This window comes from Coprococcus sp. RTP21281st1_F1_RTP21281_210402 (assembly GCF_040915325.1).
Lineage (GTDB): Bacteria > Bacillota > Clostridia > Lachnospirales > Lachnospiraceae > Coprococcus > Coprococcus aceti.
This window is the reverse complement of sequence record NZ_JBCPDQ010000012.1, coordinates 64200-89901: the sequence shown is the minus strand read 5'-3', so window position 1 is coordinate 89901 and position 25702 is coordinate 64200. Positions and strand designations below refer to the sequence as shown.

Below are 25702 nucleotides of genomic sequence, written 5' to 3'. Positions count from 1 at the left end.
AATGGAGAGACGAGGTATTTGCAAAGATCCGTGAAAATCCACAGCATCAGTTCCTGTTCCTTACCAAGCGACCTGATTTGCTGGATTTTGATACCGATCTGGAAAACGCATGGTTTGGCGTTACGGTGACGAGGAAAGCAGAACTGTGGCGTATCGACGCCCTTCGGAAAAATGTCAGAGCAAAACATTACCATGTTACCTTTGAGCCGTTATTCGACGATCCCGGCACAGTTGACCTTTCCGGAATCAATTGGATCGTTGTTGGCACCATGACCGGAGCTCAGAGCAGGAAGATTCATACGGAGCCGGAATGGGCATGGTCTCTGGCGGACCAGGCACATAAGCTCGGCATTCCGGTGTTTATGAAGGAAGACCTTGTCCCTATCATAGGGGATGAAAATATGATTCAGGAAATGCCGGAAGAATTTAATAAAGTGTTAGAGGTACAGAAATCATGGAAGAAGTAATAAATGGAATCCTCATTCGTGAGGTGGAAACAAAGAACATCATGACTAAGTCTAGTCTGCCGGTAGGCGGTTACTCGGTCAATCCATATGTGGGCTGTACACATGCCTGCAAGTATTGCTATGCTTCTTTTATGAAGCGCTTTACCGGGCACAAGGAGGAATGGGGCACTTTCCTTGATGTGAAGCATTGGCCGGAAATTAAAAATCCGAAGAAATATGCCGGACAGCGGGTGGTCATCGGTTCTGTGACAGATGGCTACAATCCACAGGAGGAGCAATTCGGGAATACCAGAAAACTTCTGGAGCAGCTGATCGGCAGTGACGCAGATATTCTGATCTGCACAAAGTCGGATCTTGTGGTACGGGATATTGATCTGCTGAAGAAGCTTGGACGTGTAACCGTTTCATGGTCGATCAACACACTGGATGAAAATTTCAAGAACGATATGGACTTTGCTTCGAGCATTGAGCGCCGTATCGCTGCTATGAAGCAGGTATATGAAGCAGGTATACGTACAGTCTGTTTCGTATCCCCGGTATTCCCTGGTATCACGGATTTTGAAGCAATCTTTGAGCGGGTAAAGGATCAGTGCGATCTGTTCTGGCTCGAAAATCTCAATCTTCGAGGCGGTTTCAAAAAGACAATTATGGATTATATCGCCGGAAAATATCCTGATCTTGTACCACTTTACGACGAGATCTATAACAAGCATAACCGCAGCTACTTTGAAGCACTTGAAGTAAAAGCTGAGAAAATGGCTAAGAAGTATGATTGTGCCTTTGTGGATAATGAAATGCCTTATGGCAGAGTCCCGCAGGGACATCCGGTGATCGTAGATTATTTCTATCATGAGGAAATCCGTGGGACAGAGAATACCGGAAAAAGAAATCGCTAAATTCCAGTTTGCTGGACTGGTGATACACGGAAAATAGTATTATAGCAGGTAACAGGCAGATGGTCATATAACCGACGGTCTGCCGTTTTTTGTGTTTATATTATATATGAATGTGGAAAGATTCTAGAAGATATTTTGGTATATATTAACCGAAATATCTTTTGGGAGAAAATGTCATGGTACGCACCTTTTTGTAACTGTGCACTCAAAAATGAATGTGTTACAATAGACTCGGATGTGAGAATTATGCGAGCAAAAGAAGAATTACCGGAATGCCCAGTTGCAACAGCAGTATCTCTCATCGGAGGAAAATGGAAATTGCTGATTTTGCGTAACTTGAAAGAGCGTCCATGGAGATTCAATGAGCTACTACGAAGTATAGATGGTATTTCACAAAAGGTTTTGACAGATAGTTTAAGACAAATGATGAGTGATGGGCTGGCATATCGCCACGATTACCATGAGCAGCCACCGAGAGTTGAATACGGCTTAACGGAACTCGGAACAAAAATGCTTCCAATTGTTAATTCACTTGCTGACTTTGGTAACTACTATAAATCAATTATTGAACAAAATTAAGGACGTTAGTATTTGAAAAACTCGAACAATTCCAGTTTTTGAAACTGAGAAATCGGAATTTAGGGAGGTACAAGAATGATAAAATTAGTGGCACTTCCGTGCCTCTGTGTAGATGTTTTTGATGGAACAGATGAATTGCGTGCAGGTGGTGAAGCCCTTAATTTTGCAGTTCATGCATCAAAATTTGAGGAGTTTAATGTTTCAATATTGGGTGCGGTTGGACAGGATTCCTACGCAAAATTTATTATGGATTCTGTTTCTGATAAGAGAATAGATGTAAGCCATGTAAGAGTTGAAGAGGATAAAGTAACTGCAAATAATCGTACATATCTTACGGCTGACGGTGACAGATATTACAAAGATGATTCATGGACGGGTGATATTGTTGATAAAATGATATTGAATCAAGACGAATTGGACTTTATAAAAAAATCAGAGGTTGTATTTATACATTTCTGGGCAGGCTGTTTTGAACAAATTATAGATTTAAAAAAGAATAATAACTTCAGATTGGCTGTGGATTTTGTAGAATATCGTAATTTTAAGGAGATGGAAAAATATGCACCATATATAGATTATTTCCTGATTAGTGGAGAGGAATCAATTCTTCCGATATTTGAAGCATTTTCCAAGAAGTATAAAGGACTATTTAATGCATCTTTAGCTGATAAAGGAAGTGTTACATATTATAATGGTGAAAAGTATTTTGTCCCGGCTGATGAAGCTTTAGAAATAGTTGATACTACTGGTTGCGGAGATAGCTACCATGCAGGCTTTGTGTGTTCTCATATGTTAATTGGTGATATTTACGAGGCTATGAGAGTTGGTACAGAATTTGCAACAGAGACATTGTCTCATTATGGTGGCTTTTAATTCGATTTGTAAGGAGAAACAATATGACAGGGTTTATTATATGGTCACTTTTCGGAGTGTTTATAATTGGATTATGAATAAAAGATATGTTTTCTAAGAATCCGGTTGTGAAGAAAAGTAAATAAACTTCAGTTTTTGAAACTGAGAAATCGGGATTTAAGGAGGTCTTGTATGAAGAAAATCGTATGTACAATGCTATGTATTATGCTTTTATTTGGTTTGAGTGCTTGTGGTGGAGATGTCAGTGAAGTAAAAACTCATAATGTTGAATCTGAGAGCTATTCAGAAGAGGATATTAAAGCCGCTATTGACACAATAAAAAAGGAGTTTAAGAGTGACTGGAAAGGATGCACTCTCACAGAAATTTACTATGCCGGAGATGACTGCACGAAAGATTATAAAGATTGGGCAGACAGAAACAATGCAGATGAAGTCATTGTTTTATTATCTTCATTCGATGTTGATTCATCTGGTGGAAACGGGTCTTTGAATCCAAATAGTACATACAGTGATTGGAAGTGGATTTTAGTTAGAACAGATGGCGGAAAGTGGCAGCATGTTGACCATGGATATTAAGTCAAATTCCTGTTTTTGAAACTGAGAAATCGGAATTTGTGAGGGAAAGAAATGAAGAAAAATACTCCAAGCGATGATGAAATAAAGAATTATAGCCATAAGAAGATGACATTGCCATTGATGGAACATGCTTCTGAAGAAATGAAGGAACCTGTATGGAAGCTTGTTAAAAAGTTAGCGTCTTATGCTCGTGTACCGGGCGCTATGTCAGATTTTAAGAAAATGGCGGTGTTCGCTGAGGATGATGCAATTGTCGATGTAGTTCTGGATACATTACAGGATATGAAATATCCTTTTAAAAACACAGATTTTATACCGGATATCATGGGCTATTATTACTCGATTGCATTGATTTCGCAAAGCATGCATAGAAGGGAAGAAACGATTAAGCTGTTCAATGAGCTTGTTGATTATGCAATCAGTATTAAATCTAACAGCGCATTGCCACTTGCGAGAAATATGGATGTTTTGTCAAAGGAATATCCCGATCTGTCAGATTTATTTGAAAAAGCAAAGACTATCTATAGATTTGATGCAATAGATAGTATAAAAGAAAGGGTGCCTATACAGGTCAATAAGCTTTATCACGATTATACAAATGCAGATAAAATAGAAGCAGAATACATTAATGTTGAAAATCCTGAGGATGGTAAGGTTTTTGTCGAAGTGGATGAAAATGGATATGTCGTAAGAATAGTAGAAAAGGGGAAAAACATTTATACAAAGATATTTAAACATTATAGCTATGACATGATTAATTATGCGATAGTCAGAGATGTTTTGCTGAGAAAACACATGGAAGAAATGCGAATCAATGATATTGCGGATGCAAGAGTTGTCGAAGCTACGAGAACGGATCTTAAGAAACTGTATAGTGATATTGAGATATCTGTAAATAATAAGGAGTTTGCATATATATTAGATGGGCATGAAAAATTCAATAATACCTGAATCCGTGAACCTTGTTTCAAAATGAAAAGGCACACAGGAAATGTTTGCCATATTTGTTATTGTATACTAAATTTTGAAAATGCTGCATAATTTTGCGTTCAAAAAAAGACTGCACCATTTGTGTGCAGCTGCCATTGCCATATTCAGCTACCTGTTGTCAGGTGATTAATGCAAAGCTGTCATAAAGACGCTTGAAAGTAAATCTCCAGCGATTACTCCTTCCAATGGACAGCACCAGACGGCCGGCATGTTCTGTCAGATGTCCCGCAAACTGCATAAGATTACTGATCACCGTACGTATTCTTCGGCGATGTATTTTCTTCCGGCTGGGAGCATCCTTCTTTTTCAGCGATTCCTGCCCTATGATTCGAAGGATATTATATGCGATCATTGTCAGCTCCAGCACCAGTTTGTTGTTCTCAAACTTTCCCGACGGGAGTCTTCCAACATCCATGTCCGTCTTGATTTCACTGTGATACTGCTCACTTTCTCCGTGGGCATGGTAAAGATCAATGACTGTATCGTCTGGCAGGGAAGAGTTTGTCCAGTATGTGCCCAGTTCTATATCGGGTACGATAAAATACTGCCCATATCGGTCAATGGTTCTTTCCGTGATCTCATAAATTGTGCGTATTCCGACAGTTTTCTCCTCGTTATCAGAAAGGGAATATGTCACATTCCGGAAGGTCTGTCCGATATAAACAGTTTTCCCATCACGTGGATGCTGGATATTCTGGCAGCATTCCCTGACGGATTCCAGCCATTCTTCTTTACTTTCCTGTCTGGGATTCCGTTTTATGATGAAAGACACATTGTTGTATTTATAGCTTTCTTCCATAAAGATGCCTATGTTTTCAGATGCATCGTTGCCGGAATCCAGCCGGATGAGCAGTGGTTTTTCCGTCAGCTGTCTGCACAGTTCAATGGTCTCTCTCAGGAAATCAGGAGTTTCTTTCTGGCAGTGCTGTTTCCCAATCCGCAGTTCAAGATTGACGAGGTATCCTTCTGTGCCGATATATGCCATAATTGGTGCATATCCGTCAAAACCCTTGTAGGTACGGGATACGCCTTCCTTATTGGATTTCGAATTGTCAAAGGGGGTTACATCAATATCGACAGGAACAAAGCCGTTATCCAGGGCTGTCGGCTCTATGTGCATTTCACGCAGCATGTCGACATTTGCCTGCTGGATGTCTTTGCGCAGGGAATCCCCGATCATGTCAAAACGCTGACGGAGTGTTTCGGCGGAAGGAATCGCATAGGAGATGCCTAATGCGTATTTGTAGTAGTCAGGGTCATCCATCATTTCACGGACAGCCTCATACTGGGGTTTTCCCTGACAGAGCATACCAATATAGGTGAGGAGCACGTCTTCATTTTTTATCTGTTTCTGCAGATAATCTTTTGAAATTGGAGCACGGTTGATTTTTTTAACAAAACTGCTTTTTCCAAGTATTTGCCCTACGAATACCAGACCACTGGGAGTAATGAGCCGCTCATCGCTGAATTCAATGTGTATTTTCTTCATTGCACTGCCTCCGCCTATCTTTTGATACTTTCATTATACAGGATAATGCATGATGATACAGTAAAAAAACAAAATTTTGTTTAACCTAGTGGGTGAAATAAAATGTATTGCGAAAATCAGTTTCCAGCAGGTATTATTGCTGAAAAAAAGGGATGTAACACTATGGTAAGTTTCACGGAATAAGGTGGATTTTCATTGACACATATAACACCTTACAATACAATAAAAGCAAATATATAGCTTATAAAGGAGGTTCCTTAATGACGAAAAAAATAACCGCAATATTCTTGGCATTGTGCATGGCAATCTCCGTTTGGCCGATGACCATTCAGGCGGCATCAAAGCCCGATATTAAAGTTGGCGACTATGTTAAAATGGGCGCGTATAACAATGCCTCAATTCTTTGGCGATGTGTAAGCATTGACAATAACGGACCGCTTATGCTTGCAGACAAAATTGTTGACACCCTTGCATATGATGCCAAAACAAATGACAACAGCAATTCAAAATCACACAGCAGAAGCTATAAGCGTGATGATTACGGTTCTAACTATTGGAAAGACAGCAATATGCGTTCTTGGTTAAATTCGACCGCAGCTGAAGGCAAAGTCGATTGGCTTTGCGGCAACCCTCCGAAAGACGGATATGTAAGCGGTGTGGGAGCGTACAACGAAAAAGCGGGTTTTCTCAACGCTTTTTCAAAATCTGAAATTGCGGCAATGAAAACCGTTACCCAGCGTTCTCTCGTTTCTCATCCCGAATACAACAAGGGCATAGTTGATGGAGACGCAAATTCGGATTTGTTATACTACACCGATATTTCGGAAGCGGTGGCAAACTACGACAGTTCATATTTTGAAACTACAACCGAAAAGGTTTTTCTTCTTGATGTAAAGCAGGCTAATGCCGTGTGGAAAAATCTCAAAGGTTATTATGTTGCGTATAATAATGACGGTATGGCTTGGCCTTATTGGCTTCGCACTCCTGTTACCGATTGCAATCACGATATGCGTTATATCAGTTCATCGGGTCAGGTCGGTCGTTATGCTCCGTGGTATTCCGATTTGGGCGTAAGACCTGCATTTTATCTCGATTCCGAATATTTTGTTACAACTTCCGGCAGCGGCTCACAAAGCAGTCCTTATATCGGCTCTGCTCCAAATAAGCAAGAGGATGATTATACAATTTCGGAACCTGCCGAGGACGCAAATCCCGATTGGAATGTCAGCACCGAGCAAAGCATTCAGCTCACCCTCGGCCCGTGGTATTCAAATGACGGAAAATATTCTAATCCTACCATCCCTGTTTATACCATCCAAAAAACACGCAGCGACACGGAAAATATGGTTGTTGTCGTTTGCGGCGAGGGATACACAAAAAGTCAGCAGGGCAAATTCATCAATGATGTCAAACGACTTTGGCAGGACGCTATGAAATATGAACCGTATCGCAGTTATGCCGACAGATTCAATGTTTACGCTCTTTGCACAGCTTCCGAATCGACTTTTGACAATGGTGGAAGCACCTTCTTTGATGTTATAGTCGACAAATATAATTCGCCTGTTATTTCTAATAATCTCCACGGAAGTCAGTGGAAAAATCATATTTTTGAGAGATGTATCGGTCCTGAATTTATCGAGAAAATTCACGATGCTCATATCAAAAAAAAGTGTGATCCAAACACAATTCCGTCCGGTTCGGAATATGAGCCTTATTATTATGTTCACGATTATATTGCTCAGTTCGCTATGGTTGTAAACACAAAATCAGATTTCGGCGGTGCTTATAATAACCGTGAATACGGCTTCCATTATTTCATTTCGCCATCAGACAGTTATCGTGCGTCAAAAACTTTTGCACACGAGTTTGGACACGGTTTGCTCGGTCTCGGTGATGAATACAGTAACGGATATTTGCTTGACGATAAGGAACTTAAATCACTCAATCTTTCCTCGGTTGAAGACCCGGAAAAGATAAAATGGCGACAGCTTTTAGGTTTTAGAAACACATATACCTGCCGCAATGCTTACGGCTCAAAAATGCTTGTTTCAAGTTATGAGTGCATAATGAGAGACACAAACTATCAATTCTGTGAGGTTTGCCGTTTGCAGGGCTTCAAGCGAATGTCTCAGCTTGTTAAGGATGTAGACCTTTATGTTGCAACTCCCGAGGTTAAGGAATATACGGGCGCTTATTCAAAGCCGTCTGATTTTACCGACCTTGAAACAAGTTCATATTATAATTACACATATAATCGCAATGACCGACTTTTGAGCGGCAACAGCAAAAGCAGATTTAATACTAATATGAACGGTAAAAAAATCGAGCTTAGAACTGTTATTCAAAACATTTCAGATAAAAATGCACGACAATTAAAATTCAAAATGTGGATTAAGCACTCCGACGGAAGCGTTGCGACCGATTCATCGGGGAATCCGCTTCAAACAGTACAAACCTTTGACATTCCTGTTTGGAATGATAAGGCAAATTTCTGGCCGCTCGGTGCTTTGGATCACATCAAAAGCGACTTTAATTCAGGCTTAAAGAGTTGCTCGCTTATTTATCAAATTCCGTCTGATGCACAGCTTAAGAGCGGCGATACCGTGGCATTTCAGGTGCTCGATGAAAACGGAAATGTGCTTGCAGACGACAATACGGAAACACAGCGCTACACAACCGTTTCAATTCAGTATAAATTTGAGGACGGCTCTGAAATTCCAAACACTGCCGGCGGAACATTTACCGTGCCATACGGCACAAAGCTTGATTTAACACCGGCAAAAACACTTTATGATTATGAATTTATAAAGGTTGACGGCTTGAATAAGCCTATTGTTTCGGACGGAACGGTTGTTACATATTATTACAAAAATAAAAACGAAGAACACACTCACAATCTGACTTTGGTTGCTGCGAAAGCTGCCACCTGCACAGATGGCGGTAAGGAAGCATACTACAAGTGCGAAGGTTGTGGCAAGTTCTATGAAGATGTACTCGGTACAAAGGAAATAACCGACCTTGCATCTTGGGGCAATATTGCTAAGATTGCCCACACCACAAAGCAAACCGTAACAAAGGCAACCCCAACAGCAAACGGCAAGATAGTAAATTACTGTTCGGTATGTAAGAAAACTCTTTCAACGACAGTAATTCCAAAGGCATCAAGCATAAAGCTTAAAGCAACATCATTAACATATAACGGAAAGGTTATAACACCTAAGGTTATTGTTAAGGACAGAACAGGAAAGACACTTGTTAAGAATACTGACTATACTGTGTCTTATGCAAAAGGCAGAAAGTATGTTGGCAAGTACGCAGTAAAGATTACCTTTAAGGGTAAATACAGCGGAACAAAGACGCTTTATTTCACAATCAAGCCAAAGGCAACAAGTATTTCCTCACTTAAAGCAGGTTCAAAGAAGTTTACAGTAAAGTGGAAGAAGCAGGCTACACAGACAACAGGCTATCAGGTACAGTACAGTGCCTCAAGTAAATTCAGCAAGGCTAAGACCGTAACAGTAGGCAAGAATACAACAGTATCAAAGAAAATTTCAAAGCTTTCGGGCAAGAAAAAGTATTATGTAAGAGTTCGCACCTATAAGACAGTTAAGATTAACGGCAAATCCATAAGGATTTATTCAGGCTGGTCAAAAGCTAAGACTGTTACAACAAAGAAATAAAAACTATACCGTAACCTTTGATTCTGCCGGTGGCTCTGCAGTAACGACTCAGACTATCGAAGAAGGTCAGAAGGCAACCAAACCTGCCGCTCCTACCAAGTCTGACGATACCACCAAGCCTTCGGATGATGTTCAGAATCCGCAGACCGGCGACAACAGTATGAGTGGCTGTGGATCGCTCTGCTGTTCGTCAGCGGCTTCGGAGTTGTGACAACTACTGTTTATACTAAATTAGACGAAGCAATTTCTGATGCTGTTAAAACTGGGAAAATCACTCAAGAAGAAGCGAACGCAGCTTACAAATAAATATACGAGGCTTGTCTTAAAAAAGACGAGCTCAAAATGACAATGAAACTGTCACTCTCTGGAGACACTAGGAGTGACAGTATAATCATCATAAATAAAATGAATCTTCGGCATCAACCCACATCTGCATAGTTCCATCAAGGTATAGTCTTGCATATTCAAGTGGTTCATCAATAGCAAGTGCATTTAATGCACAATCTAATCTGGGTGTTGTTTTTAAATTCTTTTCTGCTTCCCAGCAGTCAATGCGGAGCATATAGCCAGCAGAAGTATAAACATCAATGCTGTTGCGTTGTGGATTGTATTCTGCAAATATTGTTCTCATCGTATCAAATCTCCTTATCATTCAATCAATCATTTGTTACAAAAATCAGAAGCATTTCAATCAGTTCACCATGTCGTTTTTATTTTGTGTTATACTGTTTTAGAGGATTTTCTTTTCCTTGTATTTTCCCTTATCAGGGTTCATAAATCCATATGGGAAGATATAACATAAGGGAAAGTCTAAGGGAAAGATCACCTGCGACAAACTTAGTGTTTTCAAGGGATTCAGAGATATTTGATAATAAAATATAACAATTATTAAATCCCTTGGAATACATGAAATCTCAATTTAAGTTTGATGGACTATACTCGGCGTAGATATCAGAATGAGAGCGAGGGAAAATGCATGGATATGTTACAGTTGATGAAGGAGAGGCACAGTGTGCGGCAATATAAGGATAAGCCAATCGAGCAGGAGAAACGTGCGGAGATAGACAGGCTTATCTCTGAGATAAATTCTGAGAGCGGACTGAGTATGCAGGCGGTCTACGATGAGCCGAACTGTTTTGATTCGTTTATGGCGCATTACGGCAAATTCACAAATGTTTCTAATTATATAGCGATAGTTGGCGCGAAGAACGACCAGGAAAAGGCCGGCTACTACGGTGAAAAGCTGGTGCTTGGATGTCAGGAACTTGGACTTAACACATGCTGGGTTGCAATGTCACATGGTAAGACCAGGGCAGTCATAGGCAAAGGACAGAAACTGCTGATAGTGATTGCCCTTGGGTATGGTGAGAATCAGGGTGTTGCACACAAGAGCAAAGATATATCAGAAATCAGCAGTGCAGATGTGGAGACAGACTGGTTCACGAAGGGGATGGAGGCGGTGTGTCTGGCACCGACAGCGGTGAACCAGCAGAAGTTCATGTTTGAGCTGAAAGATGAGATGGTGACAGCGAAAGCTCCGAGAGGAATCTGCACGAAGATAGATCTTGGAATTGCCAAATACCACTTTGAGGCTGGGAGTGGACACAAAATCTTCACAAAATAATTAGCACTCACCTCTTGTAAGAACTATTCAGATTTTGTCTGGTTTTGTCTGATGTGTAAAAGTGCTAAAAAGCTAGTAAAATCAAGGGTGACGGCAGAAATATTATGGATAGTATATTTTGTCTGATGTTGTCTAATGCATAAAAAAATATGTAAAAAATATGTATTCAAAAGAGATAGTAAAAGGATGTTGTAAAAAAGTTATATGTGTTGTTGACAATTTAATAATAATATGTATAATACTAATAAATTATAAAGTTTGTACAATGAAAAGCACGCAGGCAACCTAGAAAGTGAAGTTGAGGCACTTAAAACAACGGGTATGCATAGAAGATTTAATGCATATCATCTGACATAAACCTCTAGGGAAAAAATTTGAGACACAATATAAAGTGAGCTGAGCGAGTATAACATAATGGATTTTGATGGAAAATTTTTGGATGTAACCAAAGTTATTCTATCAGTCTATTATGTTATACTCGCTTTTTTTGTACAAATTTTAGAAAGGAGGGAGCCTTATGGATGAATATATAACTGTTAAACAAGCTCAAGAATTGTTAGGGTGTTGTTCAGCAACAATTTATAACTATTTGCACAGTGATGATTTTCCAACCTTAAAAAAGAAAGGGTTGAAAAGTTATGTAATGTCAAAGGCAGATTTTCTAAAATGGTGTGAAAGAAAAGGATATTCAATACAGGGGTGATGTGATGAGGTCAACAAAACAAGATCAGTTTATAGAATGTAAGGATAGACTTGCAATAACGACTGAACGCTTACAAGGTGTTTTGGATTGTGGTCGACCTACAGCAATAGAAATTGGCGTGAGTGCAAAAGCACGAATAGAAGTAGGACGGCGTGTTTTGTGGAATGTTTCAAAGATTCAAAGGTACCTTGATGGCATTTCAACGGAGTAGAAAGGAAGTGTAAAAATTGAAAAAGATCTTCATAGCAACTGTTGATTGTAGCATTAGCCAGGCAATCAAGTATGCGCTTGCCGGGCATGCAATTATAGTTCCAGAGGAAAAAGATGGAAAGCCAAGCTTTGAACTAATCAATTTTACAAGAAAAGAGGCTAGAGAGTTTTTTAATGAAATATCGGATGCGACTAATGGGAAAGCAGAACTTGTAATAAGGTGAGTAAATGAAAATCAATTGGAAAGATGTGGACAAATATGAAAACACTTATAAATTGGTTGAGAATTACAATGTATATGGCTTTGTATTTGATTGCATGGACGATATGGAACAGGCAAGTAAGCAATTTAGAAATTTATATGCTCGTATGATTTATAGTGTTCAGAAAAATGAGAAATACAAAGGGGTTGCATTTGTGCTGGGATTAAGTTGTCACGATGGAAAGAATTGTTGCAAGGTTCAGCAAAAAAACGGCTCAAGGGGTCGACCAAGACAACGAGTAATTGGAAAAAGTACAAAAAAACATATTCATGGATATATTTCATTGAATGTGGAAGCGCAAGGACTATATAGTCTTGTAAAAAAAATAGTTGATAAGGAAAATATACGTCAGCAAAAAAAGGGACTAAAGCAAGGGAGATATTGGAGAAATAGTAATAAGGAAAATCATAATTTTTGTTGTATGCCTGTTGCGTATGTCAGAAGCCAAAGCGAACCAAATTTTTATTATGAATATGGTGATATAAGTCCCTTTGAAAATGATTGAATTTTACTTAGAAAAGTTATAACAAAAAAATACAAAAAGTCTAGTAAATTCAATGGTTTGATGATGATAAAAAGTGTTCAGAGACTATATGTAATAATTATATAACTAATATCTAGTGATTATATAGCACAGATAAGGAGTTGATTAAATTGAAGAATTACCATAACCGATTAAGGTATCTTCAAAATGAGGTGTCAAAAAGAGTTCCACAACTTCAAATTTTAGATTTTAGAAATGGGAAGTATTACAAATCAAACACAGATATTGAGGTTGATATTGAAAATATTCAGAGTGGAATTTTAATAATTGATGATATTCCTTGTGATGAAGATTTAGCAGTTTCATCTGCCCCGCCTGAATCATTGAAAGGAAGTGATATAGATTGAGAGTAACGGATAATCAACTAATTTCAGCGCTTTTATTTTCTGCAACAATCAAGCAGGCAAGTGCTGAAGTTGGATTGAGTGAACAATCGGTTTATAGCAGACTGCGAAAGCCAGATTTTAGAGAAAAGTTACAAGTTGCAAGAGATAACCAGTTTCAAGTTATTTCAAATAAACTAGAGGACGCTAATTTTAAGGCACTTGATACACTTATCAATATTCTTGATGATAAAGAAGTTAGTGCAGGAATTAGGGTTCGAGCAAGTCAAACCCTGCTTGATTTATCACTGAAAAATCGAGAGCAGGCGGACATTATAAGCCGAATACAGAACCTTGAAGAAATGCTGAAAAGTCAAGAATAGTAAAGTAAACTTTATGCTTTTATTTTAATTTTGAAGAAAGGAGTATGCACATGGAAAGATCAGCCGTAGACGTTTTGCGCCAAGCAAAAAGAAGTTGTAGAGTTTGGCGAGTTGCAACGATCATTACTTTAACAATTTCAGTTTTAGAACTTGTAGTTATTTTATTTTAATCAAAGAAAGGATGAAAATTATGGAAAATCAGAAGAACATATCAAACAGTATCAATGGAATTATAAAGAGACACAAAGATATTCAGAAACTACACCAACAGATAGAGGACAAGAAAAAGGAAGTCAATTCCGATTATAGCGTGAGAACCTATACTCGTGAAGCACGACAGGAAGAACTTGATAATCTAGTTGCAGAGTGTGAAGCAAAAGAAGCAACTCTCCGCAGAGAGATGGCAGATTCTATCCGAGATATAGCTGGTACTGTATGCAGTGCTTTTGAACCAAGTTCAGAGCTTGCACAGCAGATTGATTTTTTATCAACTATGGCAAGAGGTGGAATGCTGAGCAATAACATGATTTCCAACGTTGCTGAAAAATACAGGGGTTCAGAAACCAGCCTGTTATATCTTAGACAGAAGTTAAACGAAGCTGGAGTAAAGTCCACACCGATTGATTCAATGCTTTTTAGTGGAAGCGAAGTTGACATAAACGGAAACGCTCACTTTGTGCCACCTGTAGGATATTTTGAGACGCTGGCAAATGAGGTTGAAAGCGGTTCAGTTAGCGACACAATGTTATTCTATAACCTTGATAATATATCAAGCAAGAGTGGCGCAGAAAGTGATCTGCTTGCTGAGTATCATTCAGAGAGAGCGAAAAGGCTTGAAGAAATGAGCACAGCTACGCCATCACTTATATAGTTGATTTTCTCACAACTAACAATGAAATTTAACGCTGTTTTGCATTTTATAGGTGTTGTGCATATATTTGTATGTCTTGCTTATAATTTGCAAAATAGCGTTAAAAAATCAAAGATAGTAAATATAGGATAGGACAAAAAGTACATAGGGGATATTATCAAAGCAAATTTGAGTAGAAACATGTAAAAAATATGTAATTGTGATATAAGTCGGCATGTAATGTGCTGAAAATCGTTGATTTATAAGGAAAATCTGAAAATATTAGCACTTACTATCAATTATAATAAACATTTTTATTGTATTTATGTCACACATATATTATAATTAAAGTGTGACATAAATAGAAAGGAAGTGAAGTTGAGGTGTCACAAAATAGAAAAGTTGGTAGACCTAAAGCAGACCGACCAAAAGATATACGCTTTAGTATTCGTCTTGATGATGAATTATCAAAACAATTGGAACGGTATTGTGAAGATAATGGAATCAGTAAAGGTGAGGCGATTAGAAAAGCGTTGAATTTGCTTTTAGGTAAATAAAAAGGTTAGCCACCCCCGACCAAAGCGATGACTAACCCAAATACATATAGTACGAATGTCCGTACTGTGAAATATTCTATCATAGTATCGGCATTCTAGCAATTAGAAAGGATGGCAATATTATGGCAGAAAAGAGAAAAGACAGCAAGGGCAGGAATCTGTTAAAAGGTGAGGGACAGAGATCAAATGGACGTTATTATTTTCAGTACAAGGACACTTTAGGACATGCAAAAGTTGTATATGACTGGGATTTATCAGAACTGAGAAAAAAGGAAAAGCAGATAATAAGAGATTTGGAAGATGGTATAAATGGAACAGCCTCAAAGATGACATTAAACCAGTTATTTGATCTGTATATAAGCCTAAAGGATAGCGGAAGTTTAAAGAAAACATCAAAGAACAATTATATAGGTATGTGGAATTGTAACTTGCGTGATTCTGAGCTGGGAAATGCTGAGATAAAAAATATAAAGACCTCACACATTATGAAATTTTACAAAGAGTTGAAAGACAAGGGGTTATCAAACAGTACAATAAAGTTTTTTCATACGATCCTTGTTTCTTGCTTTAATTTAGCATTAGATGACGATATGATTCGTAAAAATCCAGTGAAAAAAGAGTGTATAAAGCCATATAAAGGCGGTGCAAAGGTTAAGGAAGCATTGACACGTGAGGAACAGAGAATATTGTTAGACTTTATGGAGAATAGCAATATTTATAATTCGTATGTGCCTATGATAAAGTATATGATAGGCACAGCATGCCGAATTGGTGAGGTTATAGGTATTACATGGGATGATGTTGATATGAAGAATAAAAAGATATTTATAGATCATCAGCTTATTTACAAAAAAGCTCCAGATGGTAAAACTAAATTTATGATAACAGATACTAAATCAGAATCAGGACATAGAGAAATTCCGATGACAAATGATATATATAATGCTTTGGCAGATCAGAGACAATATAAAATGTTCATGGGAACACCAAGGGATTATACAGTTGATGGTTATAGCAAATTTATATTTACAACAAAAAGCGGAAAGCCTATTGCTCCGAACGGTTTTAACAATGCAATGAAAAACGTTGTTGAAGCATATAATAAGCGTGAGACAATGATGGCTGAATCGGACAATAGACAGCCAGTATTATTACCACATATATCAGCGCATACATTCAGACATACAGGCTGTACAAGAATGGCAGAAGCTGGAATTGATATAAAGGTATTACAAAGAATTATGGGGCATAGTGATATATCAATTACAATGGACGTATATAACCATGTTAATGATGACAGAATACAGAATGAGCTTGAAAAGCTGGAGAGCATGATGGCAGTATAATAGTTATATGAAGTTGCTACAAAGTAAAATGAGGGGGAATGGGTAAATACATTCTCCCTTGAATTATGTAATAGTGTTTAAAAATATGTAAATCGTATGTAAATAAGCCAAAAACAATATTCTATGTGCTTGAAAAGTCAAGTATTCACACATTTTTCACAAAAAGTTAGCACTCACCTCTTGACAGTGCTAACAACTGGGTGTATAACATAGTCAAAGATAAGGAAAGGGATTAGAAAGAAGAGAAAGAATCCCGAAAGTTTATCTTGATAATTATTTTGAAAGTAACAGTAAACAAAAAGTCTAAGTGCCTTGGGGTTTCATAAGAAACCACAATTTCCGACACTTGTTTGAGATTGAAAGGAGAAATGACTTATGTTACCTAGTATTTTTGGAGAAGATTTATTTGATGATTGGATGAATGACTATTTCCCATTTGGAAGGGATTTTGACAAGGAGTTTAGTAAAGCGTTAGCACCTACCGAGCGTGCGCTGTATGGTAAGCATGCAAAGAACATGATGAAGACCGATGTCCGTGAGACAGATGATTCATATGAAGTAGATATGGATCTCCCAGGATTCAAGAAAGATGAAGTAAAGGTTCAGCTTGCTGATGGTTACCTGACAATTGAGGCTGCAAAGGGTCTGGATAAGGATGAGAAGGACAAGAAGAGCGGCAAATATATCAGACGTGAGCGTTATGCCGGCAGCATGAGCAGAAGTTTCTATGTCGGTGAAGGAGTTACTCAGGAAGACATTCATGCAAAGTATGAACATGGCGTACTGAAACTGTCGATTCCTAAGAAGGAAGAGCAGAAGAAAGTAGAGAAGAGTAATTACATCGCAATCGAATAATGTAAGAAATGCGAGATTACTTAATAACAGATGACTAATATTCGTAGAGCCCTCCGTGTATCTGCAAGGTGCAGGTATGCGGGGGGCTCTTTTGCTTGTCTGTTCCAGGGACAATCCTCATGACAAAAGAAACGTCCCCATTAAAGTATCAGCCATGAAAATAATATGACAGCCAAAGGCATGGTTATGATACAGAACAAAGTAGTAAATACATTTAAAAGACTGGAGTATGTTGCATCTTTGTTATATACCTGAACCATCTGGGTGATTGTTGAAGCTGATGGCGTGATGGAGGCAAGGTATACTATGAGTAGTAAGGTTCTTCCGTCTGGAATAAATTCGTATACATGACTTACACACATTATAAGCAGCAAAATAGTAGGCCAGATAACGAGTCTGATGGCAGAGAAAAGGTATAGTTTTGCATTCTTCAGGCTGGCCAGAATCGGCGAATCAGCCATCAGCATACCAGTTACTATCATGCTTAGAGGTGCAAGCATATTCCCGATGTCATTTATCGGTGCAAGGATGACGGCTGGCAGTTTTATCTTGCAGAAAAATAGCAGGAGACCTGCTATTATGGCTAATACATTTATATTGGATATTATCTTTTTCCATTCCAGGTGTGGCTTTTCGGAGAGCATTGTGCTGCAGTGTGTCCAGAGAAATATCAGTTGTACAGACATAAATGCGCATGAATACAGTACATAGTCGGAACCCAGAATAGCACTTACAAGTGGGATAATCATATTTCCCGAGTTGGAATACATGACGGTTGCACATTCAACTGGGGTCCAGTGCCAAAATTTCCTTCCGATATTTATAAAAATCAACAGCAGAACATGTATAATGACCGCAATGACAGCGGAAAATAACAGTCCCTGCAGTTTTTCTTTTGTAAAATCGATCTCAAATGAACCGATTATGGCGCAGGGCATCACCAGGTATACCACGATGATAGATAATATCCGGCTGTCAGATGATTTTAAGATATTTTTGTTGACAAGAATAAAACCAAGCAGGATCATAATAAAAAAGTTAATAAGCTTTCCGAGCAAAATTATACTTATCTGCATAGCGATTACCTCTTTTCGTTTCTGTATTATAATACTATTCCTCTAAAAAAACATCCCTGAATGCTGACTTGTCAAAAATGAATGAATGCGATAAAATATGTGCAATTTGTAGAGAACTTGTAAATAGCATCCAAAATAAGGAGAGATGACATACTATGAATTCGCGTAAAAACCATAACAAAAAGCTTATGTTGCCGGTTCTCATTTTTCTGGTTGGCTGTCTGGTTTTGACAGTAGTTTTATATCATTCATATAGATCAAATTATAAACAGGTACGGAATGTCACAGCGCTTAATGCCACAACATATGCAGAACGACTACAGAATGACATGAACCGTGGAGTTGCAATTACAGATACACTTGAAGAGATAGCAATCAGCGAAAATGGGAAAATTGACAATTTTCAAAAAGTTGCTCGGGATCTGATGGCAGATTTTATTCAGAGCATACAGATTGCGCCTGACGGTGTTGTCACAGATATATATCCGGAGGCAGGGAATGAAGCTGGAAAGATAGATTTGATGCATGATGAAAGTCGTGGAGAGATATGCCGCTATGGAAGAGATAAAAATATAGTCACGATGCAGGGTCCTTTTGATTTAAAACAGGGGGGGCAGGGCATTGCGATTAGAAATCCTGTATATCTGGAGGGGGCAGATGGCTCTCCAGTATTTTGGGGATTTACCATAGTAATTATACGTGTTCCGGAGATATTTACAGAATCAATTCAGGCACTCACAAAATTCGGTTATGATTACTCCCTGACAAAGACAGTTTCCCCTTTGTCTGATGATACAGAGATAGTATCATCATCCGGCAATATTATGAAGAATCCGATTACATTTGAGTTTGAATTTTGCGGCAGTCTATTTGATTTTGAGATAATGCCTGCTGATGGCTGGAGTCATGGGTGGAATGTATTTCCGCAGCTGTTTTTGGGAATATGTGTTATTTTGCTCTTAACTGGATTAACGGTGGTCATCCTTGTGATTGAGAGACATCGAGATACATTAAAAAAAATGGCGATAACAGATCCGCTGACCGGACTCTTGAATCGTAAGGGGTTTGACGAACAGCTCAAAAAGGTTATGCAGGGCGATCTTCATATTCATTGCGTGGGTATACAGATGGATATTGATGATTTTAAATTTATAAATGATATGTATGGTCATGTAGTTGGAGATGCCGCACTGAAAAGTCTTGCACAGGACATGCAGAGCTATTTCAATGATAATTCTATTATTTGCAGAAATGGCGGTGATGAGTTCTCCGCCATTCTGGTTGACACAACAGAGGAAGAGGCAAGAAAGAAAATAGAACAATTTACTCTTCAGCCACGGCATATAACATATAATGGTGGGGAGCATCCATTTTACATTTCTCTTGGGTATGCAGAATATCCAAAAGATTGTGAAGATGTTTCGGAGCTTATCAGATGCGCGGATATGGCACTTTACGCGGTAAAACTTCATGGAAAGAATAATTGCAGTCCTTATCGAGGAGCTTATAAGATGCAGCACAGAAGCCAGCTTGGATTTGCACTTCAGGATGTATCAAAGAATCTTCCGGGAGCTTTCCTTATATATATAGCTGATCCTGAAAATGATAATATTTTATTTGCAAATCGTGAACTGATAGAATTTGCTGGCTGCAGGGATTTTGATGATTTTCTTGATTACACAGATCATAGATTCAGAAACCTGGTCCATCCAGACGAACGGGATTCTGTTGAGACCAGCATCTGGAAACAGATTGATGCAAAGACCAGTGGAAATAATGACTATGTAAGGTTCCATTTTGCAAAAAAAGATGGAACATATCTTCCTGTTCTTGATCACGGAAGAATAGTGGAAAACCGTTATTATGGAAATGTATTCTACGTTTTGATCATGGACTGCGCTCTGGTTGAATCTTATTATGATAACAAAACAGGTCTGGAAACTGTGCCAGAATAGCGGATTGGCTATTACAGGAATAGGACACAAAATCTTCACAAAAGAATTAGCACTCACCTATTGACAATGCTAACAACTAGGTGTATAACATAGTCAAAGATAAGGAAAGGGATAAGAAAGAAGAGAAAGAATCCCGAAAGTTTATCTTGACAATTATTTTGAAAGTAACAGTAAACAAAAAGTCTAAGTGCCTTGGGGTTTCATAAGAAACCACAATTTCCGACACTTGTTTGAGATTGAAAGGAGAAATGACTTATGTTACCTAGTATTTTTGGAGAAGATTTATTTGATGATTGGATGAATGACTATTTCCCATTTGGAAGGGATTTTGACAAGGAGTTCAGTAAAGCGTTAGCACCTACCGAGCGTGCTCTGTATGGCAAGCATGCAAAGAACATGATGAAGACCGATGTCCGTGAGACAGACGATTCATACGAAGTAGATATGGATCTCCCAGGATTCAAGAAAGATGAAGTAAAGGTTCAGCTTGCTGATGGTTACCTGACAATTGAGGCTGCAAAGGGTCTGGATAAGGACGAAAAGGACAAGAAGAGCGGCAAGTATATCAGGCGTGAGCGTTATGCCGGCAGCATGAGCAGAAGCTTCTATGTCGGTGAGGGAGTTACCCAGGAAGACATTCATGCAAAGTATGAACATGGCGTACTGAAACTGTCGATTCCTAAGAAGGAAGAGCAGAAGAAAGTAGAGAAGAGTAATTATATCGCAATCGAATAATGTAAGAAATGTGTAATTACTTAATAACAGATGACTAATATTCGTAGAGCCCTCCGTGTATCTGCAAGGTGCAGGTATGCGGGGGGCTTTTTTGCGTTTTGCAATTAGATGTAAATGAGCATTGTTCCAGTGAAAGTGGAAAAATATTATGACTATTTTGGCTGGAATATTGTAAATGTTGGTAAACTTTTTCATTGATATTTACACAGAATATCTCTAAAAATGTTGAAATGGCATTTGATTTATTTGATAATAGTGATTGAGGCTGTTGAGGGAGGACAAGCGGTGAAACGTTATTTAATAAAGGGGGATTTATATGTTCGATTTTCAGCAAATGTATAGAGAAAAGCTGCGTACACCGGAGGCTGCGGTGGAGTGTGTCAAGGATGGAGACTGGGTCGATTACACATCGTCCCTTGGAAAACCTGTGCTACTTGACAGAGCACTGGCAAAGCGGAGAGATGAGCTGCACGATGTGAAGATCAGGGGCAATCTGATGGCTGGGCCTATAGAGGTTGCAGAGTGCGATGACAGTCAGGAGCATTTTGTGTATCATAGCTGGCACTGTTCGCAGTACGAGAGAAAGCTGTGCGATGAGGGCAAATGCTATTATATACCGATGGTGTTCCACAACAATGCGGCTTATTATGAGTATTTCCTCCATGTGAATGTGGTCATGGTGTCGGTGGGACCTATGGACAAGCATGGCTATTTTAACTTCTCGGTGAATACCGGTGTAGCTGCCCCTATTGCCAGGAAGGCGGACATCGTGATAGTTGAGGTGAATGAGCACATGCCTAAGATACGCGGTGGATATGACGAGTGTATTCACATATCGGATGTGGATATGATCGTAGAGGGGGAGCACGAGCCATTTGCTGATGTGAAAACACAGGCACCGCGGGAGGTTGACCGGAAGATAGCGGAGCTGCTCATTCCATACATAGTAGATGGTTCAACACTGCAGCTCGGTATCGGGGGAATGCCAAATGCGGTGGGTGAGATGCTGGCTCAGTCGGATCTCAAGGATCTTGCCATGCACACGGAGCTCTGCTCGGATGCATATCTAGCCCTGTACAAGGCGGGCAAGCTGACAAATAAATACAAGAACATAGACCGAGGAAAAGGCGTATTTGGCTGTGCCATCGGTTCAAATGAGCTGTATGAGTGGCTGGACGACAATCCGGGAATCGCCGCATATCCACTTGAGTATGTGAACAGGCCATATGTCATATCGCAGATAGACAACATGGTGTCCATAAACAGCTGTGTGGCTGTGGATCTGTACGGACAGGTTGCGGCAGAGAGCAGTGGTTCACGCCAGATCAGCGGAACCGGCGGACAGCTCGATTTCCTGATCGGAGCCTCGGGCTCCCGTGGCGGCAAGGCGTTTATTTGCATGAGTTCCACACACACCGACAGGAATGGGGTGAAGCATTCCAGGGTAAAACCGCAGTTCAACGGAGATATCATCACCTCGCCGAGAAGTCAGGTGTACTTTCTTGCGACAGAGTACGGTGTGATAAACCTTGAAGGACGATCCACATGGGAGAGAGCGGAGGCTCTGATATCCATAGCCCATCCTGATTTCCGGGACATGCTGATAAAGGAGGCACAGGAGAGAAAGATCTGGCGGAGGTCGAATAAGAGATGAGAAGATCATGGCATTATAAAAGTGGGGCTGCGAATGAAAGGAAAATCTAAAAAACAAAAAAGTAGAAATACGAAAAAGCAGAAATATATAAAATTGGCAATTACTCTGAGCATAGTTATTGTCATAATATTGTTCTGCAATTTTCAGAACAAACACCTTGAAACCACACATTATACATATGCGGCAGAGCAGCTTGACGCAGATCTTGAGGGATATCGCATAGTCCAGATATCGGATCTGCACAATGCAAAGTTTGGCAAGAATAACCAGAAACTGGTGGGCAGGATAAGAGAATGTGAACCTGATATGATCGTCCTGACCGGAGATCTTGTGGACTCAAATCACACAAATGTAGACCGCGCAGTCCAATTTGTGGATGAGATCGTGAAAATATGTCCGGTATACTATGTCACAGGCAATCATGAATATTGGCTTGAGAAATCTGAATATGACGAGCTTATGGATGGGCTTATAGGTGCCGGGGTGGTTATTCTGGATGATCAGGTTGTGGAGATATCCATGGGTGATGCAAAGTTTAGGCTGGTTGGGCTGGACGATAAAAGTCTTGCGGATGGAACACTGGAGGCGTTGCTTAGTGACGAAAGTATTAGGAATGATCAAGCTGAACAGAAGGAAGAGACCGCTGATAATGAAGACTCTGGGGAAAAAGAGCTCACGGTCGTTCTTGCACATGAGCCACAATACCTTGTCAGGTATGCCGACACCGGTGTTGATCTCGTGCTTTCCGGACATGCCCATGGCGGACAGTTCAGACTGCCGTTTGTCGGAGGGATAGTGGCTCCGGATCAGGGATTTCTTCCAGAATATACAGCAGGTGAATACTATATGGACGGCACAGAGATGATAGTCAGCCGAGGCCTTGGCAACAGCGTGATACCTGCGAGGTTGTTTAACTATCCGGAGATCGTGTGCGTGGAGCTGGTGGGGAAGCATTAGTTATTGTGAGAAAGTTAATGTAGATAAGAAAATGATGTACATAAAAGATCGTGGGAAGATTTTGAGTAGGGATCTTCTCACGATCTTTTAATATATTAGGATTTACTTTTCTCAGCCTTCTAGCTATCGCAGCCTTTCATCCACCTCAACCTTGAAAGGAAGCTTGTTCAGAATGTCATGTTCAAGATCAATTCCCGGGTACACTTCTATGAGTTTGAGTCCCTTTTCAGTAAGCTCAAATACGCATCGTTCTGTGACGTATATAACCCTCTGCCTGTTTGCCAGCGCACGTTTTCCTGAGAAACTGATGCTTCTGACATCGTTTACGAACTTAGGAATGCTTCCCTCGTTTTTGATGGTCACGATGCCGTCATTGTCCTCCACGGCAAGCCCCTTCGTATCAAATGTGAGACAGAACACAACGGTTGCTGTCTTGGCGGTGATATTTGCAAATCCGCCTACACCGGCAAATGCGCCAGGACCCTTGTGGGCATTTACATTCCCGAACCTGTCAACCTCGATCCCGCCCATGAAACAGATATCAAGACCGCCATTGTTGTAGAGATCAAACTGGTTTGCCATGTCATAGATGGAGTCCGCGCCAATGACAGCGCCGAACACCTTGCCCGATGCAGGAAATCCGCCTACACCTCCGGATTCTACGGTCAGGGTTATCTTGTCCAGAATACCGTTCTCTCTGGCATACTTGGATACAGTCTCCGGAATTCCAACACCTATGTTGACTATATCGTCCGGTTTTAATTCCAGAGCGGCCCTTCTTCCAATGATCTCTGCGCTTGTATTGACGACATTCTTTGTCTTGGTACGACCGGAAAGCATCTCAGCCCAGTCCTGCCACTGTGAATATGGAATCTCAAAACTTCCTGTCAGGGATTCGTATGATGCGTGTCTTGGCTCCGGCGGTATCTCAACGATAGCGTCAACCAGACATCCCGGAATAATGGTATTGTGAGGTCTTGATGGCCTTGCCACAAGTCTGTCAACCTGCACGATGACCTTTCCGCCATTTGCCTTTACAGCCTGACAGATGGACAGCGCATCTCCTGCGGTAAACAGATCCTCAAATGAGATGTTGCCCTTGCGGTCGGCAGCAGTTCCCTTGATGATAGCCACGTTGATAAGCGGCAGCTTGTAGTAGAGGAATTCCTCACCATCCAGCTCGACGTATTTAACAAGTGAGTCATCCTTTGATATGTTGTTGATTCCCGGTCCCTCAAGTCTAGGATCGACAAATATATCGAGACCGACCTTGGAGAGTGCTCCCGGAAGTCCGCCGGCCTGTGCACGAATTGCGTGTGAGATACAGCCGAGTGGGAGATTGTATGCCTCAAATCTGTCCTCAAGGACAAGCTTCTTGGTGCTGTACATGGCTCCGAAATGTCCACAGATGATCTTGTCAACTGCGCCGTCTCTTATGTATCCCTCTGCCGCCTTGTTCTCATCCCACGCGCCAAAGCCCGCGCTTGATATAGCGGTGAGGTGCTTCGGCGAACCTGTCCTCTGGTATCTTTTATATAATGCCTCGTGAAGCTCGATTGGAATATCTATGCCGAGAAATGAGTTGAGTGCGATCACATCTCCGTCATTTATAAGATCCATTGCCTCGTCGGCTGTCATTATCTGGTACATTTGTTCTATCCTTTCGTTTATATAAAAATCAATCAAAATCTGCTATGAATTTATTAGCAGGTTACAATATGATAACATTCTTTGTAAGAGTTCTGTATCCTTGTTCTGACATAAATCAACAAGGGCAAAGAGCTCAGGATTCTTGTTTTTGTCAATTACGATTTGTGTCGCGGCCGGAGAATCCGAAAGACCGGTCAAATATTCAACAGATGTGTTAAAACATTGAGCAATAATTTCCAGCGTTTGCTGAGATGGGACTCTCTCTCCGTACTCATATCTGCAATATCCTATTTTGGAAAGATTGAGTCTCCTGGATGCTTCAGCCATAGTAATTCCCATATTTTCTCTCACAAATTTTAATCGTTCTGGAATTAATTTAGCAGACATTATTATTCCTCCTAGACTAAATATTGACAGTAACCATTGGATAATATAAAATAGATATATCCAATGGTTACTATACAACA

Annotated in this window: 27 protein-coding genes; 22 read left to right on the top strand and 5 right to left on the bottom strand. The window is 39.9% G+C overall.

Translation table 11 applies throughout. The features are described 5' to 3' along the window. The 6 genes from AB5150_RS14315 to AB5150_RS14290 all read left to right on the top strand — a co-directional run. Positions 1-467 (top strand): DUF5131 family protein (locus tag AB5150_RS14315; protein WP_368292101.1); only part of this gene is annotated, 467 nt, incomplete at its 5' end. Next, a complete protein-coding gene (locus AB5150_RS14310) occupies positions 455-1363 on the top strand; it encodes a radical SAM mobile pair protein B (protein WP_015534092.1) in 909 nt (302 codons plus the stop codon). The genes AB5150_RS14315 and AB5150_RS14310, both read left to right, overlap by 13 nt. A 246-nt stretch (positions 1364-1609) precedes the next feature. Beyond that, positions 1610-1942 carry a helix-turn-helix domain-containing protein gene (locus AB5150_RS14305; protein WP_015534088.1) on the top strand — a complete coding sequence of 111 codons (333 nt, stop codon included), beginning with the start codon at positions 1610-1612 and terminating at the stop codon, positions 1940-1942. 75 nt (positions 1943-2017) lie between these two features. Further along, entirely contained in the window at positions 2018-2815 is a 798-nt protein-coding gene (locus AB5150_RS14300) for a PfkB family carbohydrate kinase (RefSeq protein WP_368292099.1), read from the top strand. Between the two features lie 171 nt (positions 2816-2986). Beyond that, entirely contained in the window at positions 2987-3391 is a 405-nt protein-coding gene (locus tag AB5150_RS14295; RefSeq protein ID WP_118694343.1) for a lipoprotein, read from the top strand. Between the two features lie 51 nt (positions 3392-3442). After that, the gene (locus AB5150_RS14290) at positions 3443-4342 is read left to right on the top strand and encodes a hypothetical protein (RefSeq protein WP_055145662.1); all 900 of its coding nucleotides are present in this window, start codon (positions 3443-3445) and stop codon (positions 4340-4342) included. Between the two features lie 157 nt (positions 4343-4499). Here the strand turns inward: AB5150_RS14290 and AB5150_RS14285 are convergent, their stop codons facing one another. After that, the gene (locus tag AB5150_RS14285) at positions 4500-5870 is read right to left on the bottom strand and encodes an IS1380-like element ISClsp2 family transposase (protein ID WP_368292098.1); all 1371 of its coding nucleotides are present in this window, start codon (positions 5868-5870) and stop codon (positions 4500-4502) included. Positions 5871-6130: 260 nt separating this feature from the next. On the opposite strand from AB5150_RS14285, the gene AB5150_RS14280 reads away from it, so the two are divergent. Beyond that, positions 6131-9550: a M64 family metallopeptidase gene (locus tag AB5150_RS14280; protein WP_349818919.1), complete on the top strand. Its 3420-nt coding sequence runs from the start codon at positions 6131-6133 to the stop codon at positions 9548-9550. Next, positions 9507-9761, top strand: coding sequence for an InlB B-repeat-containing protein (locus AB5150_RS14275; RefSeq protein WP_082241386.1), 255 nt, complete (start codon positions 9507-9509; stop codon positions 9759-9761). The genes AB5150_RS14280 and AB5150_RS14275 overlap by 44 nt, the downstream gene beginning before the upstream one ends. A gap of 183 nt (positions 9762-9944) precedes the next feature. Here AB5150_RS14275 and AB5150_RS14270 read toward each other — a convergent pair whose 3' ends face one another. Further along, positions 9945-10181, bottom strand: a complete 237-nt coding sequence (locus AB5150_RS14270) for a DUF6061 family protein (RefSeq protein WP_044945660.1) — start codon at positions 10179-10181, stop codon at positions 9945-9947. Between the two features lie 297 nt (positions 10182-10478). Between AB5150_RS14270 and AB5150_RS14265 the strand changes: the two genes are divergently transcribed. The 10 genes from AB5150_RS14265 (at position 10479) to AB5150_RS14220 (ending at position 17208) form a co-directional block, all read left to right on the top strand. After that, entirely contained in the window at positions 10479-11174 is a 696-nt protein-coding gene (locus AB5150_RS14265) for a nitroreductase family protein (RefSeq protein ID WP_330423968.1), read from the top strand. Positions 11175-11691: 517 nt separating this feature from the next. After that, complete coding sequence (locus AB5150_RS14260; protein ID WP_349818918.1) at positions 11692-11877, top strand: helix-turn-helix domain-containing protein; 186 nt, start codon at positions 11692-11694, stop codon at positions 11875-11877. A 227-nt stretch (positions 11878-12104) separates the two neighbouring features. Beyond that, on the top strand, positions 12105-12311 hold the full coding sequence (locus AB5150_RS14255; RefSeq protein ID WP_349818917.1) for a hypothetical protein: 207 nt from the start codon (positions 12105-12107) through the stop codon (positions 12309-12311). 4 nt (positions 12312-12315) lie between these two features. Next, complete coding sequence (locus AB5150_RS14250; RefSeq protein WP_349818916.1) at positions 12316-12855, top strand: hypothetical protein; 540 nt, start codon at positions 12316-12318, stop codon at positions 12853-12855. Between the two features lie 149 nt (positions 12856-13004). Further along, positions 13005-13241, top strand: a complete 237-nt coding sequence (locus AB5150_RS14245) for a hypothetical protein (protein WP_349818915.1) — start codon at positions 13005-13007, stop codon at positions 13239-13241. Then, positions 13238-13600 (top strand): hypothetical protein, encoded by a 363-nt coding sequence (locus AB5150_RS14240; protein ID WP_349818914.1) that lies wholly within the window; start codon positions 13238-13240, stop codon positions 13598-13600. Before AB5150_RS14245 ends, AB5150_RS14240 begins: the two co-directional genes overlap by 4 nt. A gap of 190 nt (positions 13601-13790) precedes the next feature. After that, entirely contained in the window at positions 13791-14471 is a 681-nt protein-coding gene (locus AB5150_RS14235; protein WP_349818913.1) for a hypothetical protein, read from the top strand. A gap of 362 nt (positions 14472-14833) precedes the next feature. Further along, positions 14834-15007: a ribbon-helix-helix domain-containing protein gene (locus tag AB5150_RS14230; protein ID WP_349818912.1), complete on the top strand. Its 174-nt coding sequence runs from the start codon at positions 14834-14836 to the stop codon at positions 15005-15007. A gap of 122 nt (positions 15008-15129) precedes the next feature. Then, positions 15130-16353 carry a site-specific integrase gene (locus AB5150_RS14225; RefSeq protein ID WP_349818911.1) on the top strand — a complete coding sequence of 408 codons (1224 nt, stop codon included), beginning with the start codon at positions 15130-15132 and terminating at the stop codon, positions 16351-16353. 375 nt (positions 16354-16728) lie between these two features. Next, the gene (locus AB5150_RS14220) at positions 16729-17208 is read left to right on the top strand and encodes an Hsp20/alpha crystallin family protein (RefSeq protein ID WP_022216070.1); all 480 of its coding nucleotides are present in this window, start codon (positions 16729-16731) and stop codon (positions 17206-17208) included. A gap of 140 nt (positions 17209-17348) precedes the next feature. Here the strand turns inward: AB5150_RS14220 and AB5150_RS14215 are convergent, their stop codons facing one another. Beyond that, positions 17349-18284: an AEC family transporter gene (locus tag AB5150_RS14215; protein WP_004849828.1), complete on the bottom strand. Its 936-nt coding sequence runs from the start codon at positions 18282-18284 to the stop codon at positions 17349-17351. Positions 18285-18439: 155 nt separating this feature from the next. Here AB5150_RS14215 and AB5150_RS14210 point away from each other — a divergent pair, with 155 nt between their 5' ends. The 4 genes from AB5150_RS14210 to AB5150_RS14195 all read left to right on the top strand — a co-directional run bounded on the left by AB5150_RS14210 (position 18440) and on the right by AB5150_RS14195 (position 23585). Further along, on the top strand, positions 18440-20239 hold the full coding sequence (locus tag AB5150_RS14210; RefSeq protein ID WP_055223577.1) for a diguanylate cyclase: 1800 nt from the start codon (positions 18440-18442) through the stop codon (positions 20237-20239). 255 nt (positions 20240-20494) lie between these two features. Further along, a complete protein-coding gene (locus AB5150_RS14205) occupies positions 20495-20974 on the top strand; it encodes an Hsp20/alpha crystallin family protein (protein WP_022216070.1) in 480 nt (159 codons plus the stop codon). Between the two features lie 316 nt (positions 20975-21290). Then, positions 21291-22628, top strand: a complete 1338-nt coding sequence (locus AB5150_RS14200) for an acetyl-CoA hydrolase/transferase family protein (RefSeq protein ID WP_117874900.1) — start codon at positions 21291-21293, stop codon at positions 22626-22628. 93 nt (positions 22629-22721) lie between these two features. Continuing rightward, on the top strand, positions 22722-23585 hold the full coding sequence (locus AB5150_RS14195; protein ID WP_349818910.1) for a metallophosphoesterase: 864 nt from the start codon (positions 22722-22724) through the stop codon (positions 23583-23585). A gap of 123 nt (positions 23586-23708) precedes the next feature. On the opposite strand, the gene AB5150_RS14190 is transcribed toward AB5150_RS14195, so the two are convergent. Both AB5150_RS14190 and AB5150_RS14185 read right to left on the bottom strand, forming a co-directional pair. Next, complete coding sequence (locus tag AB5150_RS14190) at positions 23709-25235, bottom strand: CoA-transferase (protein WP_015534080.1); 1527 nt, start codon at positions 25233-25235, stop codon at positions 23709-23711. Between the two features lie 42 nt (positions 25236-25277). Further along, positions 25278-25622 carry a helix-turn-helix domain-containing protein gene (locus tag AB5150_RS14185; protein ID WP_022216066.1) on the bottom strand — a complete coding sequence of 115 codons (345 nt, stop codon included), beginning with the start codon at positions 25620-25622 and terminating at the stop codon, positions 25278-25280. Positions 25623-25702 lie beyond the last annotated feature (80 nt).

Excerpts from the sequence above, each read along its gene's own strand:
- AB5150_RS14250 (WP_349818916.1), top strand. The coding sequence starts at position 12,316 with ATGAAAATCAATTGGAAAGATGTGGACAAATATGAAAACACTTATAAA.
- AB5150_RS14270 (WP_044945660.1), bottom strand. The coding sequence starts at position 10,181 with ATGAGAACAATATTTGCAGAATACAATCCACAACGCAACAGCATTGAT.
- AB5150_RS14260 (WP_349818918.1), top strand. The coding sequence starts at position 11,692 with ATGGATGAATATATAACTGTTAAACAAGCTCAAGAATTGTTAGGGTGT.
- AB5150_RS14215 (WP_004849828.1), bottom strand. The coding sequence starts at position 18,284 with ATGCAGATAAGTATAATTTTGCTCGGAAAGCTTATTAACTTTTTTATT.
- AB5150_RS14280 (WP_349818919.1), top strand. The coding sequence starts at position 6,131 with ATGACGAAAAAAATAACCGCAATATTCTTGGCATTGTGCATGGCAATC.
- AB5150_RS14210 (WP_055223577.1), top strand. The coding sequence starts at position 18,440 with ATGAATTCGCGTAAAAACCATAACAAAAAGCTTATGTTGCCGGTTCTC.
- AB5150_RS14290 (WP_055145662.1), top strand. The coding sequence starts at position 3,443 with ATGAAGAAAAATACTCCAAGCGATGATGAAATAAAGAATTATAGCCAT.
- AB5150_RS14235 (WP_349818913.1), top strand. The coding sequence starts at position 13,791 with ATGGAAAATCAGAAGAACATATCAAACAGTATCAATGGAATTATAAAG.
- AB5150_RS14225 (WP_349818911.1), top strand. The coding sequence starts at position 15,130 with ATGGCAGAAAAGAGAAAAGACAGCAAGGGCAGGAATCTGTTAAAAGGT.
- AB5150_RS14305 (WP_015534088.1), top strand. The coding sequence starts at position 1,610 with ATGCGAGCAAAAGAAGAATTACCGGAATGCCCAGTTGCAACAGCAGTA.
- AB5150_RS14185 (WP_022216066.1), bottom strand. The coding sequence starts at position 25,622 with ATGTCTGCTAAATTAATTCCAGAACGATTAAAATTTGTGAGAGAAAAT.
- AB5150_RS14265 (WP_330423968.1), top strand. The coding sequence starts at position 10,479 with ATGGACTATACTCGGCGTAGATATCAGAATGAGAGCGAGGGAAAATGC.
- AB5150_RS14310 (WP_015534092.1), top strand. The coding sequence starts at position 455 with ATGGAAGAAGTAATAAATGGAATCCTCATTCGTGAGGTGGAAACAAAG.
- AB5150_RS14200 (WP_117874900.1), top strand. The coding sequence starts at position 21,291 with ATGTTCGATTTTCAGCAAATGTATAGAGAAAAGCTGCGTACACCGGAG.
- AB5150_RS14190 (WP_015534080.1), bottom strand. The coding sequence starts at position 25,235 with ATGTACCAGATAATGACAGCCGACGAGGCAATGGATCTTATAAATGAC.
- AB5150_RS14205 (WP_022216070.1), top strand. The coding sequence starts at position 20,495 with ATGTTACCTAGTATTTTTGGAGAAGATTTATTTGATGATTGGATGAAT.
- AB5150_RS14285 (WP_368292098.1), bottom strand. The coding sequence starts at position 5,870 with ATGAAGAAAATACACATTGAATTCAGCGATGAGCGGCTCATTACTCCC.
- AB5150_RS14300 (WP_368292099.1), top strand. The coding sequence starts at position 2,018 with ATGATAAAATTAGTGGCACTTCCGTGCCTCTGTGTAGATGTTTTTGAT.
- AB5150_RS14295 (WP_118694343.1), top strand. The coding sequence starts at position 2,987 with ATGAAGAAAATCGTATGTACAATGCTATGTATTATGCTTTTATTTGGT.
- AB5150_RS14220 (WP_022216070.1), top strand. The coding sequence starts at position 16,729 with ATGTTACCTAGTATTTTTGGAGAAGATTTATTTGATGATTGGATGAAT.